The sequence below is a fragment of the Dyadobacter jejuensis genome (assembly GCF_003149085.1).
Lineage (GTDB): Bacteria > Bacteroidota > Bacteroidia > Cytophagales > Spirosomataceae > Dyadobacter > Dyadobacter jejuensis.
Genome location: NZ_QGDT01000006.1, coordinates 190,601 through 208,374, shown reverse-complemented (window position 1 = coordinate 208,374; position 17,774 = coordinate 190,601). Strand labels below are relative to the sequence as shown.

General features: G+C 46.3%; 15 protein-coding genes. 8 read left to right on the top strand and 7 right to left on the bottom strand.

The annotated features are described in order from the left end of the window. Window positions 1-47: 47 nt before the first annotated feature. Window positions 48-629, top strand: coding sequence for a hypothetical protein (locus CLV98_RS13405; protein ID WP_109674843.1), 582 nt, complete (start codon window positions 48-50; stop codon window positions 627-629). A gap of 373 nt (window positions 630-1,002) precedes the next feature. Further along, window positions 1,003-1,953, top strand: a complete 951-nt coding sequence (locus tag CLV98_RS13400) for a DUF8428 domain-containing protein (RefSeq protein WP_109674842.1) — start codon at window positions 1,003-1,005, stop codon at window positions 1,951-1,953. A gap of 82 nt (window positions 1,954-2,035) precedes the next feature. On the opposite strand, the gene CLV98_RS13395 is transcribed toward CLV98_RS13400, so the two are convergent. From CLV98_RS13395 to CLV98_RS13380, 4 genes are all read right to left on the bottom strand, one after another. Beyond that, window positions 2,036-2,926, bottom strand: coding sequence for a polyphosphate kinase 2 family protein (locus CLV98_RS13395; RefSeq protein WP_109674841.1), 891 nt, complete (start codon window positions 2,924-2,926; stop codon window positions 2,036-2,038). A 60-nt stretch (window positions 2,927-2,986) separates the two neighbouring features. Continuing rightward, window positions 2,987-3,565, bottom strand: a complete 579-nt coding sequence (rdgB, locus tag CLV98_RS13390) for an RdgB/HAM1 family non-canonical purine NTP pyrophosphatase (RefSeq protein WP_109674840.1) — start codon at window positions 3,563-3,565, stop codon at window positions 2,987-2,989. A 101-nt stretch (window positions 3,566-3,666) separates the two neighbouring features. Continuing rightward, complete coding sequence (locus tag CLV98_RS13385; RefSeq protein ID WP_109674839.1) at window positions 3,667-4,551, bottom strand: FKBP-type peptidyl-prolyl cis-trans isomerase; 885 nt, start codon at window positions 4,549-4,551, stop codon at window positions 3,667-3,669. 50 nt (window positions 4,552-4,601) lie between these two features. Next, on the bottom strand, window positions 4,602-5,636 hold the full coding sequence (locus tag CLV98_RS13380) for a DHH family phosphoesterase (protein WP_109674838.1): 1,035 nt from the start codon (window positions 5,634-5,636) through the stop codon (window positions 4,602-4,604). 198 nt (window positions 5,637-5,834) lie between these two features. Here CLV98_RS13380 and CLV98_RS13375 point away from each other — a divergent pair, with 198 nt between their 5' ends. After that, on the top strand, window positions 5,835-6,254 hold the full coding sequence (locus CLV98_RS13375) for a nucleoside-diphosphate kinase (protein ID WP_109674837.1): 420 nt from the start codon (window positions 5,835-5,837) through the stop codon (window positions 6,252-6,254). A 70-nt stretch (window positions 6,255-6,324) separates the two neighbouring features. On the opposite strand, the gene CLV98_RS13370 is transcribed toward CLV98_RS13375, so the two are convergent. Beyond that, on the bottom strand, window positions 6,325-6,834 hold the full coding sequence (locus CLV98_RS13370) for a fasciclin domain-containing protein (protein ID WP_109674836.1): 510 nt from the start codon (window positions 6,832-6,834) through the stop codon (window positions 6,325-6,327). A gap of 93 nt (window positions 6,835-6,927) precedes the next feature. On the opposite strand from CLV98_RS13370, the gene CLV98_RS13365 reads away from it, so the two are divergent. Beyond that, window positions 6,928-7,563 carry a 3-keto-disaccharide hydrolase gene (locus tag CLV98_RS13365; RefSeq protein WP_109674835.1) on the top strand — a complete coding sequence of 212 codons (636 nt, stop codon included), beginning with the start codon at window positions 6,928-6,930 and terminating at the stop codon, window positions 7,561-7,563. A gap of 69 nt (window positions 7,564-7,632) precedes the next feature. Here the strand turns inward: CLV98_RS13365 and typA are convergent, their stop codons facing one another. Beyond that, window positions 7,633-9,447: a translational GTPase TypA gene (typA, locus tag CLV98_RS13360; protein ID WP_109674834.1), complete on the bottom strand. Its 1,815-nt coding sequence runs from the start codon at window positions 9,445-9,447 to the stop codon at window positions 7,633-7,635. Between the two features lie 807 nt (window positions 9,448-10,254). On the opposite strand from typA, the gene CLV98_RS13355 reads away from it, so the two are divergent. From CLV98_RS13355 to CLV98_RS13340, 4 genes are all read left to right on the top strand, one after another. Then, a complete protein-coding gene (locus CLV98_RS13355; protein WP_229203367.1) occupies window positions 10,255-12,618 on the top strand; it encodes a TonB-dependent receptor in 2,364 nt (787 codons plus the stop codon). Between the two features lie 4 nt (window positions 12,619-12,622). After that, window positions 12,623-13,492 carry a DUF4249 family protein gene (locus CLV98_RS13350; RefSeq protein WP_109674833.1) on the top strand — a complete coding sequence of 290 codons (870 nt, stop codon included), beginning with the start codon at window positions 12,623-12,625 and terminating at the stop codon, window positions 13,490-13,492. Between the two features lie 96 nt (window positions 13,493-13,588). Then, complete coding sequence (locus CLV98_RS13345; protein WP_109674832.1) at window positions 13,589-15,181, top strand: M28 family peptidase; 1,593 nt, start codon at window positions 13,589-13,591, stop codon at window positions 15,179-15,181. Between the two features lie 203 nt (window positions 15,182-15,384). After that, window positions 15,385-16,254, top strand: coding sequence for a TraB/GumN family protein (locus tag CLV98_RS13340; RefSeq protein ID WP_109674831.1), 870 nt, complete (start codon window positions 15,385-15,387; stop codon window positions 16,252-16,254). 14 nt (window positions 16,255-16,268) lie between these two features. Here the strand turns inward: CLV98_RS13340 and CLV98_RS13335 are convergent, their stop codons facing one another. Further along, window positions 16,269-17,723: an NADH-quinone oxidoreductase subunit N gene (locus CLV98_RS13335; RefSeq protein ID WP_109674830.1), complete on the bottom strand. Its 1,455-nt coding sequence runs from the start codon at window positions 17,721-17,723 to the stop codon at window positions 16,269-16,271. Between the last annotated feature and the right edge of the window lie 51 nt (window positions 17,724-17,774).

The following is a 17,774-nucleotide window of genomic DNA, read 5'->3' as shown; positions in this document are numbered from 1 at the left end:
AGAACCTCCTACCGACTCTCTTTATTATTATAGCCTATCTGTATATCATGGGATTCGTATCCACTCGTTTAAAAGCTTGTCACTGGCCCCTACTGGGCTTGGTTTTGATCGTATTGTATGGCTGCCAGGGACAGCAGGATGCCAGCAATACCGAAAAAATATACTTCGACTTGGCAGGTTTCTTAAAAGATGAAATAGCATATTTAGACCTCCATAAGCCCACTATCGAAAAAAAGAATAGCCTCGATGGACAGGTGGAGGCGCTCACTACCACCGAGGTGAACTGGGCTCGGGAACTAGGCTTGTTTGAAAAAGCCGATATCAACAAACCAGCCTATAAAAATAGTTACCAGACCGATAGACCCGATTCTTTAACACTCGTCTATTCCCTAAAACCCTCCGAAAGCCTGCTGGTACAAAGGCTTCAGGTCCGCTTCGACTCGCTGAATCATAAACCAATTGAAATTACCGGAGCGATACGTTCTACGAATAAATTGTATGATTCTGTCAGAGATTTCTCTATAAACATTCATGAAGGGCATATCACCTCCTATTCGGTGGAAGGTTATCAGCGCCTGGCCTGGATGGATAAGCGACCATTTACAGTAGCTGTTGTTATAAAAGAATAGAGTTCGATGGCTCTTTTTTATAAGTTCCTAACCAGTTTTGTCTTAGGGTTCTAGGGTGAAAACCTGCTTCTAAATACCATAAATTGGGTAATGATTACCCAATTTTTAAAGGACATTTTCAGCTCTCTACTAGCGGTACCCCAGGGGTAAGCCAGGAGGTAAGGTTATCCGAATAGCTCCAAATTTATTCTATTGAGGCTTTTTTCTCTTTTTGTCGAAATAATCGTATTCGATCCGGCTGCCGTTCTATTTGGTGGCACAGGGTTGGGAACGGTATTATTATAACTATGGTAGGTGTCGGTTCCAATTACATAGCCTGGCACACCGACTTAGCGATTAAACTAAATCATAGTAGACTTAAATTTTCAACAAAATGCAGCAAGAACAAAAGAGTAAACAAAGTTTGGCTTGGGGGTTGGTAGTGGTTCTCGGGATTGCTACAGCCATGTTTGGGTATCTGTTTACCACCCAAAAACAACAGTTAAGCCAACAGGAAACCTTAGTGGTAGAGAAGGCACGTGAATTGGCTTCTACAAAAACCAAATTGGATTCGATTTCTACGGTTCTCGACAGTAAGATGGCCGAGATAGAGCGATTAGGAGGAGATTTGACGGAATTGACCAAGGTAAAAGAGCAACTGGAGGCAGATAAAAAAGCCTTTAGCCGTAGCAATCGAGTAGATACGAATAAGTATTTGGCCAAAATTAAGGAATACGAAAAGTTCTTGGCTGAGAAGGATGAGACGATCGCTCAATTAAGAGCCGAAAATGAACATTTGGTAGCTACCAACGACTCCTTGGGGACTCATGTAGCCAGCCTCTCTAGTGAAAGAGAAAGATTGGTACAAAGACAAACCGAGCTTACCGATTCGGTGGTGACGTTTACAGCCGAAAATAAGGTATTGGCCGAGAAAGTGAGCCTAGCCGCCGCCCTGAAGGCTCAGAACATGAAGGTATTGACGGTCAAATCGAACGGAAAGGTAAAAGACAAGGACGCCTACAGGGCCAATCAGGTCGATAAAATTAAGCTGATCTTTAATCTGCCAGAAAATGCACTCACCGTACAAGAGCCTAAGGATATATATATGCGGTTGTTAGACCCTAGCGGAGCGGTAGTAGCCGACGATGCAACGGGATCGGGAGAGTTTGAAGTAAATGGCAAAGAGGCCAAATTTACCGCCAGAGAGTCCATTGCTTATCAGAACAACAATCAGAAGGTAGAAATGCTCTACGACAATACCGGCAAATTTAAGCCTGGTAAGTACAATGTAGAACTTTACGCCGAAGGATATAAGATAGGGGGAGGCAACTTTGTAATTAAGTAATCCCATCCCAGTATTAGTGGAATCCCAAAGCAGGCGGTCGTGTATTCACGGTCGCCTGCTTTTTTTGGGATATTATCGGGTTTTAATCCTTGTTTTGGTCCTCGATGATCTTGATAAACCGTCGGAGTTCCTCTGAGCGCTGCTCGTTGACCTCCGGATATTGCATTTTTAAGCTTTTGAGCTCTTCTGTAATGATCTTGGCTACCGTTAGTCGCATATTCTTTTTATCGTCGGCAGGCACTACATACCAGGGGGCCTTTTCGGAGGCCGTCGCATTGATGCAGTCCTCATAAGCCTCCATATATTCATCCCATTTTTGGCGCACCATCACATCTTGCTCTTCAAACTTCCAGTTTTTGCATGGGTCTTTGATACGTTCTATGAGCCTTTCACCTTGCTCTTTTTTTGATACGTTCAAGAAGAACTTCACGACTCTGATCCCATTCCTATGAAGGTATTTCTCTAGATTGCGGATATCCTTGTAGCGGTGCTTAAACAGCTGTTTCCTGTCCTCGGTAAGCTCCTTGGGAATGCGCTGGCTGTTGTTGACGATGGCCTCTTCTATCTTTACCACTAGCACCTCTTCATAGTAGCTACGGTTAAATATGCCGATGGTACCTCGTTGGGGTAATACCATATTGGAACGCCATAGGAAATCGTGTTCCAGCTCGTTATCGGAGGGCCTTTTGAAGCTATGTATAAATACGCCAGCGGGGTTTACGCCCGAAATAACGTGCTTGATGGTGCCGTCCTTACCGGCGGCATCCATGGCCTGAAATACGAGCAGGAGCCCATAGCGATTATGGGCGTACATCATGGATTGTAGCTCGTCGAGCTCTTGGGCCGCTTCGGCCTGCATCGCTTCGTACTCTTCGTTGGAGTCGTAAATATCCTTAAAACGGGTCTTTGCCTTTTTAATTTCGAAAGGCTCCTTGCCGTCTACCCGGTATTCTTCTAGTTTGAAACTGGACATAGTAGTATGTTTAACGGTACTAATTTTTTTAATGGCCCCAAACCGTCCCCGCCCCGCGACTTACTTGGCTTGCTGCAAGTATGCATTCAACTGGGCAAAGGCTCTCGCCCTATGGCTGAGGTTGTTTTTTTCGGCCATGGTCATTTCTGCAAAGGTTTTGGTTTGGCCCTCAGCCCTAAAAATAGGGTCGTAACCAAAGCCTTGGCTCCCTCTTTTTTCGGTTATTATTTCCCCTTCTACACTCCCTTCAAACTGCTGATACACGCCGTCGATCACCAGCGTAATAATGGTAACGAATCGTGCGGAGCGGTTGGCATGGCCTTGTAAGTTGGTCAGAAGCAGGTCCATGTTGTCGTGGGCGTCGCGCTGAGGCCCAGCATAACGTGCCGAAAGTACGCCTGGGGCGCGCTCTAGGGCATATACTTCGAGCCCGGTGTCGTCGGCAAAGCAGTTGACCCCAAACTGTTCCCATACATAACGGGCTTTTCCTAGGGAGTTTTCGGCGATGGTAGCATAGGGCTCCGGTATATCGGTATGGCAGCCGATAGCCTCCAGGGAGGATAGGCTAAAGTGAGGACCTAATAAGGCTGAAATTTCCTGGATTTTATGCTGGTTATTGGTAGCAAAACAAAGTTTCATGGTAAGTGGAAAATAGGTTTTAGATGCAGTTTAGCGAAAAATGTGCATACAAAAAAGCGGCTACTTCCAGAGAAGCAGCCGCTTTTTTGTATGGGTTATCTTTATTTGGAGGCCGGAGCCGGTAGCTTAGCACCTTTGCTGAAGTCTACCAATTCGAGCTCGAATTGCAATACAGAGTTGCCAGGGATAGGACCATAAGTCTCTGGGCCATAAGCAAGCCCCGAAGGGATGATCAACAAGCCTTTCTCTCCCTTTTTCATCAACATAATGCCTTCTTCCCATCCTGGGATCACCATGCCGGCGCCTACTTGCAAGTCCAAAGGGGTTCCTTTAGAGCTGTCAAATTCTTTTCCGTCTAGGAACTTGCCTACATAGTTTACCTGTACCTTGTCGCCAGCGGCAGGCGACTTTCCTGACCCCGCCTTTTCTACGATGTATACCAGTCCCGATTCGGTTTTGGTTCCTTTGCCAGTCAGGTTATTTTTGGCCATATAGTCGGCAATCACTTTGGCATCTACTTCTTTTTGCTTAGCTGCGGCCTCTGTCTGTCCTTTTTGGAACTCTTCAGAAGTTTGTACGTCCAATATTTTTACGGTAAAGCTGATATCGCTTCCCTTGGCGATCATTGGAGGCAAGGGTTGTTGCATCTTGGCGAATAGGGTATCGGCATTTACCAAGAAACGGGCGCTGTCGCCGGCGGCCAACAGGGTAAGTCCCTCTTCGAAGCTGCCTTTGAAAGGAGGCTCTTGCAATACCATCTTCATAGGAGATCCTTCTTTATAAGTGTCTCTTAACGTCGAATCAGCACCATTTTTTAGTACCAAATGAAAGGACATAATGTCGCCCAATTTGGCTTTACGTGCGTCGTCGTTATGATCGAAGATTTGGTATTTCAGACCGCTATCGGTGACCTGCGTGCGGTAGTTGTTGCAAGCGGCTGCAAGGATAGTTATGCCCATCGCATAACCGACTGTTTTAAGATTCATCAGACTAAGTTTAAAATGGTATTGTTTATAATGTGAAATTAAATTCTTGGTTATTCTACACTTAAAAGTTGTTCCTGGTATTCGGGCAATATGCTCAAAAATTGGTCGACGGTATTGGTAACGGGACCGTCGGTTTTACCTCCAGAGGCATTCTTATGCCCACCTCCATTAAAATAGGTGCTGGCTACATCCCGTACGGAGAAGGTGCCCACCGAGCGGAAAGATATTTTTACCTCGCCCTTGCGTTCGATAAACAAGGCCGACATCACGACATTCTCTACTTGAAGGCCATAGTTGACGATCCCCTCGGTTTCGCCCGTGCTGGAGTTGAACTTGTTGAGTTCATCTTCGGTCAGTACCATATAGGCGGTGCGGTATTCGGGTAAAACGACCAGTTTCTGTGACAGCACATAACCCAAAAACTGCAAACGTGAGAGGGGAGCACTGTCGTAGATCAGCCGATGTACCCGGCTGGTGTCGAGGCCCGTGCGCATGAGGTCGGCAACGGCCAAATGCACCTGAGGGGTAACGTTGGAATGACGGAAAGAGCCTGTGTCGGTCATGATACCGGCATATAGACAGGCAGCCATATCCAAATCGAAGATTTCGGTGGTGTCCTTGCCTACTTCTATGGTCTTAATGGTTTCGTAAACCAGCTGAGCCGTGGCCGCTGCTACGGTATCCCATATCATCCATTTGGCAAAATCTTCCGGTCCTAAGTGGTGGTCGATCACCATTTTAATGGCCTCGGCTTGCTCTACCACCTTGCCCAGGTCCTTTAGCCGAGAGAGGGCCGAGAAGTCCAAGCAGCAGATTAGTGTAGCTTCTTTAATCTTTTTTTTGCTTAAAGAATTTTGTCCCGGTTTTTCGAATACAAGCACCTGGTCCATTCCAGGGAGCCATTTTAAGTTGGCACTGTAGTCGGTAGGGCTGATCACTGTTACTTCATGACCTTTTCCTGAAAGGTAGCGCGCCCAGCCTAGGGAAGAGCCCAGTGCGTCGGCATCTGGATCCCTATGCATCGTGACGATGATCTTTTGAGGGGAGGTAAGAAAAGCGAGAAGCTCTTCAATTGTTTGATTCACAGTAGACTATTCAAATGGGAAAATGCAAAAAATTAGCTTTAAGCGCACAAAATTACGAAAAGTGTTGAGAATTGTTTTAAAATGATAGATAATCCCTGACTTTATGCCAAGTTTTTATTTTTAGCCCTTCCAATTCCTGCGTCAGCTTCCAATTATGGCATAAAAGTGTACTTTTGTTTCAAATTAATAATCAGCAATATGACTACCAATAGAACTTTTACAATGATTAAGCCCGATGCCGTTGCCGACGGACATACGGGAGCTATTATTCAACTGATCGAAGCGGCCGGATTTAGAATTGTGGCTATCAAGAAAACCCAACTATCTGCCGATAGGGCGGGGCAGTTTTATGCGGTGCATCAGGAGCGCCCTTTTTATGGGGATCTATGTCAATATATGTCTTCGGGAGCTATCGTTCCCATGATCCTTGAAAAGGAGAATGCTGTGGCCGACTTTAGGGCTTTGATAGGGGCTACCAATCCTGAGCAAGCGGCCGAAGGTACCATCCGCAAAAAATTTGCCAAGTCGGTGCAGGCGAATGCTATTCATGGTTCCGACTCCGATGAAAATGCGGCGATCGAAGGTTCCTTTTTCTTTGCCGATCTAGAGAAATTCTAATGCCTGCTGAGACAACATTTTAAGGCTTGACCATTCTTGTGGTCAAGCCTTTGTTTTTTTATGGAGGTGGCTATTTGTCGGTCAGCACGCGGTCTATCACATGAACGATGCCATTGGCAGCGTTGACGTTCTTAAGGCTTACGTCGGCTTTATTGAGGATGACGATCGTATCCTGCTTGGTGACGCGGATGTTGTAACCATTAAGAGCCTTCAGGTTGCCAGATGGGATATCGGCATATTCATAACGCTTATTGACGAGGTGATAATTGATAAAGGAAACCACAGAATCGGCCGACAGCGCCGTGATAACGCTGGCGCTGGGAATGCCAGAGGCCCTAAAGGCGGCATCGTTGGGTGCAAATAGGGTAAGGTTCTCTGTGCGTAAAGCGTCACCCATTTTACCACTGGCGATTATCTCTTGTAAGAAGGTAAAGTCGTTGCTCTGGTTGATGATTTCTGCTATGGTTTTGGGTTTTACGACGTCCGAATCGCTTTCCTGGCAGGCAGAAATAGACAACAAGAAGGTAAAGGCCCCTAAATAAAACAGAACCTTAAGGGTTTTTGCACGGCTTTTTTTCATAGTTTTCGAATTGGTTTAATACTGTATTGCTAACGGAATAATAGTAAGCAGATTTTCCAAAGTTTAATTTTTTTAATCCTAAATCCTAAAATTATGTTTCTGAGAAACCAGGTTGCGAAGTTGATGGCTTTGGTTCTGCTCCTAGGAGCCTCCGCCTTTACCGCATTTGAGGGGCAGCCAGAAGTTGCCAAAAAGCCCATTAAACTGTTTAATGGGAAGAATTTGAAAGGGTGGAAGGTTCATGGAACCGAAAAATGGTATGTAGAAGATGGCCTGTTGGTATGCGAGAGTGGACCCGACAAACAATATGGCTATTTGAAGACGGAGAAAACTTTTAAAAATTTCGATCTATCGGTGCAGTTTCTTCAAGAGGCCAACGGCAATAGTGGGGTGTTCTTCCGTTCGTCGGTAGAGGGCACCAAGGTGTCGGGCTGGCAGGTAGAGGTAGCTCCCCCCAATCATGATACCGGCGGAGTATACGAATCGTACGGTAGAGGATGGCTGGTGCAGATCGACGAGGCGGAAGAGGGCCATCTTAAAATGGGAGAATGGAATACCTTGCGCATCAAGGTGGTCGACGATCATGTACAGACCTGGCTCAATGGCCATGCCATGGTCGATTTTAAGGATGCCAAGATTGGTGCTGCCGACGGGTCTATAGCCTTACAAATCCATGACGGAGGAGGTATTAAGGTAAAATGGAAAAATCTGTTGCTAACTCAGCTGTAGGACAAAATCGTTGGATAACAAAAAAGGAGCCATAAGGCTCCTTTTTTGTTATTATATAGGATTGATAGCTTAAGCCATTTCCATTTTGTTGGCGTTACGTTTTCTATCGTTTTCTTCTAGATAGATCTTCCGCATACGCATGCTGTTCGGCGTAACCTCCAGGTATTCATCCTTCTGGATATATTCCATCGATTCTTCCAAAGAGAAGTTGATCTTAGGAACGATACGAAGGCCGTCATCCGATCCTGACGCACGCATGTTGGTCAATTTCTTGGCTTCTTGCAAGTTTACTACGATATCGTTGGGGCGGTTATGCTCTCCAATTACCTGTCCACCGTAGATCTCCTCACCGGGCTCTACGAAGAAACGGCCACGATCCTGAAGTTTGTCGATGGTATAACCGGTGGCCATACCCGTTCCTTTAGAGATAATCGATCCATTCTGACGACCTGGGATAGGTCCACGGAAAGGCTCAAATGACTTGAAACGGTGGGTCATTACGGCTTCACCTTGAGTGGCGGTCAATACGTTCGAACGAAGACCGATCAATCCACGGGAAGGGATAAGGAATTCTAGGTGTTGAAGGTCGCCTTTTGGCTCCATTACCAACAATTCTCCTTTACGCTGTGTAGCTAGTTCGATAACCTTACCGGCAGTCGTTTCGGGAACATCCACTACCAATGTTTCGATAGGCTCTAGGCGTTGGCCATTGGCATCTTCCTTATACAATACCTGTGGTTGTCCTAGTTGAAGCTCGTATCCTTCGCGACGCATGGTCTCGATCAATACCGACAAGTGGAGGATACCACGGCCATATACCAAGAATTTGTCCTCCGTATCGGTGGGCTCTACCCGAAGGGCAAGGTTTTTCTCTGTTTCCTTCATCAGACGATCGCGAAGGTGGCGAGAAGTTACGAACTTACCCTCTTTTCCAAAGAAAGGAGAGTTGTTGATCGTAAACAACATGTTCATCGTAGGCTCATCTACAGCGATACGTGCCAATGGTTCAGGATTGTCGGCGTCGGCAAGGGTGTCACCAATTTCGAAATCTTCAATACCCGTTACGGCGCAGATATCTCCAGCAGCTACCTCAGATACTTTCACACGTCCCAGACCTTCAAAAATCTGAAGCTCTTTGATTTTTACTTTTTTGTTAACTCCGTCGGCTTTGCAAAGGGTCATAGTAGCACCTTCTTTTAGCCCGCCACGACGCACCCGGCCAATAGCGATACGGCCTACGAATGCATTATAGTCCAAAGAGGTGATCTGCATTTGGGTAGTACCCTCGTCAATCACCGGAGCAGGGATCTGCTCAATAATGGTATCCAGTAGGAAGGTGATGTCTTCCGTTGGTTTACTATAGTCAGGGCCCATCCATCCTTGTTTGGACGAACCGTATACTGTTACAAAGTCTAGTTGGTCTTCGGTAGCGCCTAAGTTGAACATCAAATCGAAAACGTTTTCCTGAACTTCTTCAGGGCGACAATTCTCCTTGTCCACCTTGTTAACTACAACGATAGGCTTCAAGCCACGCTCGATGGCCTTGCCCAATACGAAACGCGTTTGGGGCATAGGACCCTCAAAAGCATCGACCAAAAGCAATACACCGTCGGCCAACTTCAAAACCCGCTCAACTTCTCCACCAAAGTCGGCGTGACCTGGGGTGTCAATTACGTTGATTTTAATGTCCTTATATCTAACCGATACGTTCTTGGATACAATGGTAATTCCACGTTCTCTCTCTAAGTCGTTATTGTCGAGTATGAGGTCGTCAAATTCCTGGTTGTCCCGGAATAACTTTGAAGCGTGGATAATTTTGTCAACCAATGTGGTTTTTCCGTGGTCAACGTGCGCAATAATTGCGATGTTACGAATGGCTTGCATTGTTTTATATATCAATTGTTTATGACCACAAAAAGGAAAGCGAGCCCTCCAGTCCAATGTCCTGGATCAGAATCACTTATTTTCTGTGCCAAATAGAGTGCAAATGTACGCACTTTTTCGCTGAATTAGAGTATTTTACAATTTTTTTTATCTGAAGTAACAGAATCATAATCTGGATCGCCCAGTCAGAATAATACCCAGACAGGCTATACTACTGGCAGACAATAAGTAGGCGGGGCCTATTCAGCCCCTCATCATTAGAAGTGGCCAGAATAGGACATTAATGTGAAATGGTAGTGCCCGAACGCTACTTGATGGCCCCTTTTGGGCTAGGAGTCGGGTATTGTCTCGAAAGTCATACTTTAAGGACCGTTGGCTGAGTTCTCCCTAGTGAGTGGAATAGTGAACGTGTTTCCAGGATATTCTTCACCCATCTTTGGGGTCATTCTAACAGGCTCTAAGAATATGATTATTTAATCCCAAAATAAGGTAGGGACACATTCAGTTGAAAAATTATGGTTTGATTACAATGAAATGTTTTGTAGCCCCTTTTTTTTTACCAGATTGCGATCCAGTATGTAACTGTTATCCTATTTCCCTTGGTGGAAATTCAAGAGGATATCCATCTTTTGAATGGGAATTATAGTCGGATAGCAAAAAGGGAAACATGATTAGGAGACATGAAATCGAGTATGCAGGATCATGGCGGATTGGTAAGGATTACAGTCCAAAGAAAATAGACGGAAAACCTCTTACTGCTTAAATGGATCTAATATAAACATTTATGAACACAGCGGAAGTTAATCGATGAAGTACTTAGGATTGCGACTATGGATGTTGGGTGTATGCCTACTGGCCAGTGTATCTGCATGGGCACAGCAAACGGTAATTATTAGCGGTTATGTGCAGGAAAAGCACAGTAAAGAAGCCATTTCGGGTGTTTCGGTTACCGTTGTGGGTAGTAATACCGGGACGGTTTCTAATACTTATGGATTTTATTCATTAGAAATCCCCATTCATAAAACGGCGATACTTCAATTTTCAGCCGTTGGTTATGCTTCGGTAGATGAATCGATACTGGCCGATTCGGACCAAACGATTCCTGTTTTCTTGGCCGAACAAGCCTATCAATTAGCGGAATTTACGGTGAAGACCAAAGCCGTTTCCGTGGCAAGCCCTATAGAAATACCCGTTGCCGTTATTAAAGATATCCCATCCTTGCTGGGAGAGCGGGATATTATAAAGACCCTGCAATTACTCCCTGGGGTGAAAATGGGTACCGAAGGCTTCGCCTCTTATTTTGTGCGTGGGGGTGGGGCCGATCAAAACCTGATCCTATTGGATGAAGCTCCTGTGTACAATCCCAATCATGTTTTTGGGTTGTTCTCTGCCTTTAATGTAGATGCCATAAAATCCGTCACTTTCTACAAGGATCGTTTTCCGGCACGCTATGGAGGGCGGCTGTCCTCGGTTTTGGACCTACAAATGAAAGAGGGGGCCACCGATAAAATACATGTGGAAGGGGGGATCGGACTTACTTCTTCGCGCTTGTCGGTCAATGGGCCCATCGTGAAAGACAAGGCTTCGTTTATGGTCTCGGGTAGGAGGTCGTATCTGGACCTGGTGACCAAGCCGTTTACGAAAGGCAACTATAAGCCAGGATATTATTTTCAGGATTTGAATGCCAAGCTAAATTGGAAGCTCAATGACCGAAACAAGCTATATGCCAGTGCTTATTTTGGAAAGGATCATTTATCGTTGAAGGAAACCGTGAACCGTTCGACTTCACAGCGTAAAATTGATCAAAATTTAGGATGGGGGAATTTTACGACTTCTTTACGTTGGAATCATCAATTCAGTCAAAAACTATTTGCCAACACCACCGCATATTATACACAATACCGGTTTTTTACGAAGGAAGGTAATTACTATTTAAAGACGGACGATCTTACCCAGAACTTAGCCAGCTTCTCGTCCAGTTTGAACGATTATAGTCTAAAGTCTGACTTTGATTATTACCTATCCAATAAGCACCAGTTTCAGGCAGGGATTCAGCTGACGCGGCATGCCTTCCGTCCAAGGGATTATTCCTACCGTGATGAGGTCAATAATACGGGTTATGCTGCTCCCGAATCGTATGTCAATCATGATGCCAGTATTTATTTGGAAGATCAGATTCAATGGTCGCCAAAACTAAAAACCAATGTCGGAGTCCGCCTGTCGGGATTGGCCACGGCCCAAAAATCCTTTTTATTTGCCGAGCCGCGGCTTTCTCTGCAATACCAGGGACCAAAGCGGTGGTTTGCTACGCTTTCTTATAACCGCAACAACCAGTTCATCCATTTGTTGTCCAATACCGGTTTGGGCTTGTCGACCGATTTGTATGTTCCCGTAACCGACCAAAGTCCGGCCCAGCAGTCCGATCAAATATCTTTTGGAATTCAAAAACGATTTGAAGAATCGGGATTGACATTAAATGTAGACACGTATAGAAAGTGGATGCGCAATATTGTGGCCTATAAAGAAGGGACTTCCTTTATCTCCTTCGACGACGGTCCACAGGATTTGCCCTGGACCGACAACATCACCGTGGGTAAAGGCTGGTCCTATGGTACCGAGTTTTTACTCAAAAAAGAGCAGGGAAAACTTACTGGATGGGTGGGGTACACCCTTTCCTGGACCATCCATCAGTTTGAGGAAATCAATAGTGGGAAACGCTTCTTCCCTACCTTCGACCGCCGTCATGATCTCAGTGTGGTATCCAGTTATGCCCTTTCTGAAAGAGTAAAGCTGTCGGCCAACTGGGTATTTCTTTCGGGCAATCGCCTTACCGTACCTCAGAGCTATTCCTATGGATATAACGGGCAGCCCGATCGCTTCCATATGGGGAATGACCTACAGTTGACAGAATATTTTGGTTCCCGCAACAGCTATCAAGCAGAAGCCTACCATCGGCTCGATCTGGGAATTCAACTTCATAAAAAGAAAAAATGGGGGGAGCAGTACTGGGAGTTTGGCCTGTATAATGCCTATTTTCGAAAGAATCCGACCTATTATTATTTAAGCTACAGCACGGTTAGGTTCGATGGCGAAAATGGAGAGTTGGGTAAGGTGACCAAGAAATCGCTGTTCCCCGTAGTGCCTTCGGTAAGCTATAATTTTAAATTTTGAGTCCATGAGTCGTCTGGCATCTTTTTTATACCTGTTGATGATAGCCCTTGGATTGGCTTCTTGCGATCCTGGCGTTTCCATTGAAAATATTGATGCCGAAAATCTGCTCTGTGTCACGAGCTTTATTTCCCCTCAGGACTCCACCCTAACGGCCTATGTGTATCGTGCCCGGTCGAACGGGGATGTGGCTGGGCGGGTGTCGGTACTAGAAAAAAATGCTACGGTCGTTATATCCGACGGTAAAAAGGAAGTATTCTTAATCTTTGACCCCATTCTTCGAACCTATAAGGCCTTGAACCCTTTTGGGGCGGCCACAGACGGTACTGTTTTTCAACTTCGGGTATCCACTCCCGATGGAGTGGCAGTAAGTGCCCAATCCGTTTTACCCCCCAAGCCCCAAAAACCTGTAGTAACTAGTCAGGTGAAAGATGGTTGGAATGTATTTAAAATGGTGTGGCAAAATGATATCGACTATCCCTATTATGATGTAGAAGGGGTATGGTCGAGCGATATTGGAGATTCTATATACAACTATTTTGGGCCTGATATTAGTGTGAATTTTGAAAGAGACCCCTATGACTATATACCTTCGGATAAGCAATTGAATGGGGCAAATAGCATCAGCTTTCTTACAAGCACTGATTTAGACTTTCCAGGCTCTCTGCAGGCTTCGCTCAGGGTTATCAACGTGGAGGAGTCAAATTTTAAGTATTGGAAAACCTACAGGGAATACAGGAATTGGGGCTTCAATGTAGATGGTGGTATCATCCCTAATTTCCAGAGTCCGGTGCGTGTTTATTCCAATATTGATGGAGGCTTTGGGGTTTTTACCTCCCAAAATGCCAGTGAACCCGTTGAAGTCGTGTTAAAATAGCCTATAGTTTCAGTTAGGTCTTTTCCTTGTGATTTTGCCAATCACTTTCCGTTTCGTTTCTTTGTGTCACTATTGGAATCAACGAAACTTTCAAAAATGAACAAACACCTATTGGCCGGACTCCTGCTAACGGTCGGAACGATTGCTATGGGCCAGGACCAGGCAACAAAATATGCCGAAACCATCAGCCCCTCCGACCTTAAAAAACACCTGACCATTATCGCCTCCGATAGCTTGGAAGGTAGAGATACTGGCTCACCAGGCCAGAAAAAGGCCGCTGAATATGTGGTGAAGTACTATAAGGAGTATGGCCTGGAGCCAATAGCCGTCGATGCAAACGGCCAAAAATCCTTTTATCAGAAATATCAATTATACAAGCGTAGCTGGGGCGAGGTATCCCTCACAGCAGCAGGCCAGCGCTATGAAATGGGGCAGGATTTCTTTGTGAATGGCTTGGCTAACATCCCAGAGGAAATCACCGTTCCGGTAGTTTTTGCCGGATATGGCATCGCCGACGAACGATATAGTGACTATGCCGACTTGGACGTGAAAGGGAAGGCTGTAGTCGTCTTTGAAGGAGAGCCTCAAGATAAGCTAGGGAAATACCTGGTGACGGGCACCGACGAAAAAAGCAAATGGAGTAGCAATATTGCCTGGCAGCATAAGGTAAGAATAGCCCGGTCTAATGGAGCGAAATATGTGTTGATCGTGACCGATAAAACCGGTGACGATGTTCAAAAGGAAATCAGGCAAAGGGCCGTCATGGCACGCCGCTTTGGAGCTCCTACTTTGAAGCCCGTAGTGGAGGCCGACGATGCGCTGTCGGCATGGGTCATTTCCGATGCCATTGCCGCTAAGGTACTGCATACTTCTATCAAAAAGCTGAACGCCAACAAGAAGGCCATAACCAAGGCGGGAAAATCGACCTTGCGGAGTTTAAAAGGAGAAATAGCCCTCAAGGCAGAGCGTATTAACGAAACCATCGATACCGAAAATGTAGCGGCCTATTTGGAAGGTAGCGACAAAAAGGACGAGGTATTGGTGATCAGTGCCCATATCGATCATATTGGGATATCGCCTAATGGTGAGATCAACAACGGAGCCGATGACGACGGCTCTGGGACGGTATCTTTAATGGAGCTCGCTCAGGCTTTTGCCAAGGCTAAGGCCGAAGGACACGGTCCCCGCAGGAGTATCTTGTTTTTGAATGTGACGGGTGAGGAAAAAGGCCTGTTTGGGTCGGAGTACTATTCTAAGAACCCTTTACTGCCACTGGAGAATACCATCGCCAACCTGAACATCGACATGATAGGCCGGGTGGATGCGGCTCATGAAAATAATCATGAATATGTATACCTAATCGGCTCCGATAAGCTGTCTTCGGAATTGCATGCCGTAAGTGAGGAAGCCAATAAGAAATATGTCAACTTCGATCTGGATTATACCTTTAATGATCCCAACGATCCCAATCGTTTTTATTACCGCTCCGACCATTACAATTTTGCTAAGAACAATGTCCCGGTCATCTTTTATTTTACGGGGGTTCATGAGGACTATCACCGCCCGGGTGACGACGTAGAAAAAATCCTTTTCGATAAACAGTCGAAAATCGTAAAGCTGGTATTTTATACCGCCTGGGAGCTCGTAAACAGGGAAGGGCGTATTGTGGTCGATAGTAATAAAAAATAATTACAGCGCTTCACAAAGCATCAGATATTATCCGAAGATCCGGCATGTGCTACATGGCCGGATCTTTGGGTTTGTGGGGGTAGTAGGAGTGGCTCAAGCGAAAACAGGGTGGGGGCATGCAGAATATTTTTGTTTTATAGTTGGTTTTAGCCCAGACCGTCCCATTTATATTTATCTTCAGGGCCTCATTCAAGCTACTTACCATGATGGATACCCGGAAATTTGCCGTATTGATACTATCTCTCTGTGCCCTGTTGGCCCAGGCCCAGGTCCCCAAAGACAAAACCCTTTTATGGTCTATCTCGGGCCAGGGGCTCCCGCAAACATCCTATTTGTTTGGGACCATGCATTTGGTCTGCGAAAATGATTTCGAATTGGACCAGTCCGTGCAGGACAAGCTTCGCCAAAGCCAACAGCTGGTGCTGGAGGTGGACATGGACGATCCGGAGATGGCCTCAAAAATGATGCAGGCCATGTTTATGAAGGACGGTAGCACCCTACAGGATTTGATGGCTCCTGCCACTTATCAACATTTAGAGGGTTATTTTAAGGATTCGCTGGGGTACGACCTGGCCTTATTTCAAAATACCCTGCCTTTTTTATTATTAGGTCCCATGTTTAACGGCCTATTGGATTGTGAGCCCAAATCCTTTGAAAACGAGCTGATGACCATCGCTATGGAGCAAAAATTGGAAGTGGTGGGCCTTGAAAGCATAGAAGAGCAAATGGCAGTACTGGGTAAGATCCCCTATGCCAAGCAGGCCGAAATGGTGACGGCCTTGGTAGCGAATCTGCCAAAAGCCAAAGAAGAGTTTCGTTCCTTGGTGGCGACCTATCAAACGCAGGACATCGATCGGCTGTACCGCTTATCTGAAAATAGCGAATTTGACATGCAGACTTATGACAAGGAGCTCCTAGCGGACCGCAACCAGGCGTGGATAGGGCGAATGGCCGAGGGGATGAAGGTCAAGTCCAGCTTCTTTGCCGTAGGCGCCGCACATCTGGGAGGTGAGGAAGGGTTGATCAGCCTATTAAGGGATGCGGGTTATGAAGTGCTGCCTGTTTTTAAATAATCGCATAGGGTCCCTTAAAAGGAGGATATCCAGTTCATGAGCCATTCGGGTTTGACGAACAGGGCCAACACGATTGCCGTAAGCCCTGCGGCTATCCACCTGCCAGCCCGTGAGCTGCTGGGCGTCAGGCCTATTTTGCTATCTTTAAAAAACAACAAATAGGGGAGCTTAAGATAATAGGCCAGGGCGATGGCGGCATTGAGTATTCCTCCTAGCAGTAGCCAGAGCATCCAGCCCGATTGCTGCTGCTGGAAAGCGTCCCATAGGGCCGAAAATACCAATAGTTTGGCCGTAAAGCCCACTGTAGGCGGCAGGCCTGCCAAGGCTATGAGTGCTACGGTGAGGGCTGAAGCCTCCAACACTTTCGTTTTTCCAAGGCCTTCGAAGGCCACCAAAGGAGCATCGGAGCGGGGTTGTAGCAGGTCGACCAGGAAAAATACTGCTAAGTTGACGATCAGGAAGGTGGCTACATAAAACACCGCCGACTCGAACCCCAGCCTGCTAAAGGCGGTAACTCCTACGATCAGATAACCCGCCTGGGCTATGGAGCTGTAAGCGAGTAAGCGCCGGGCGTTGGTTTGCCAAAGAGCGGCTACATTGCCCATGGTGATGCTTACCAATGCGACACCCCCTAATATCGGGAAATAGATGTCAGGAAGGGCGGTGGTCAGGCGGATCACCACCAGCAATACCGCCGCCTTGGGCGCTACCGACAGAAAGGATACCAAAGGTGTAGGGGTAGCTTCATAGACGTCGGGCGTCCAGACGTGGAAGGGGATCAAGGAGAGCTTGAAGAGCAATCCTGCCAGCAGGAGTACGATGGTGGTGGTGCTTACCAAGGGCATATTGGCCGCCAATCCAGCATATAAGGCAGGATCGGTGATGCTCATGGTGCCGGTGAGTCCGTAAATCAGCGAGATACCATAGAGCATAATGGCCGAGCTAGTGGCTCCAAATAAGAGGTATTTGATGCCTCCTTCCGCCGCCTTTCGGTTGCCCTGAAGCGAGACTAACAGGTAAGAGCAAATGGAGATAAGCTCGATGCACAGGTAGATGGTCAGCAGGTGGGTGGCCATCGTCAGCAGATGTAGCCCCGCTACCATAGCGATTAATATCGCGTTGAATTCGGGAGGGAATTGGTATTTGAGTATTCTAATATGCAGCAAGGTAAAGAGCCAGGCTACGAGGATGAGCATCTTGAAAAAAATGGCCTGATGATCGAGAAAAAGCAGGGGGTAAAAGCGAAAGGCTGCTTCGGTGTTCCATTGGTTTATAACCAAATAGCCCGTAAACAAAGCCCCTATGACGCTAATTCCCTGGAGGATATTAGCGACTTTTTCTTTGTTGGTGTCTTTGATGAATATTAACTCAGCCAGCAATATTACACAGAATACCACCAATAGGAAGATCTCCGGAGAGATACCCATCAAGCTTTGACGTATGTGCAGGAGTTGTTCGTTTAAATCCAAAGGAGCAGGTACAATTTTTTTGGCAAAAGTACATAAAGATGATAGGGAAAC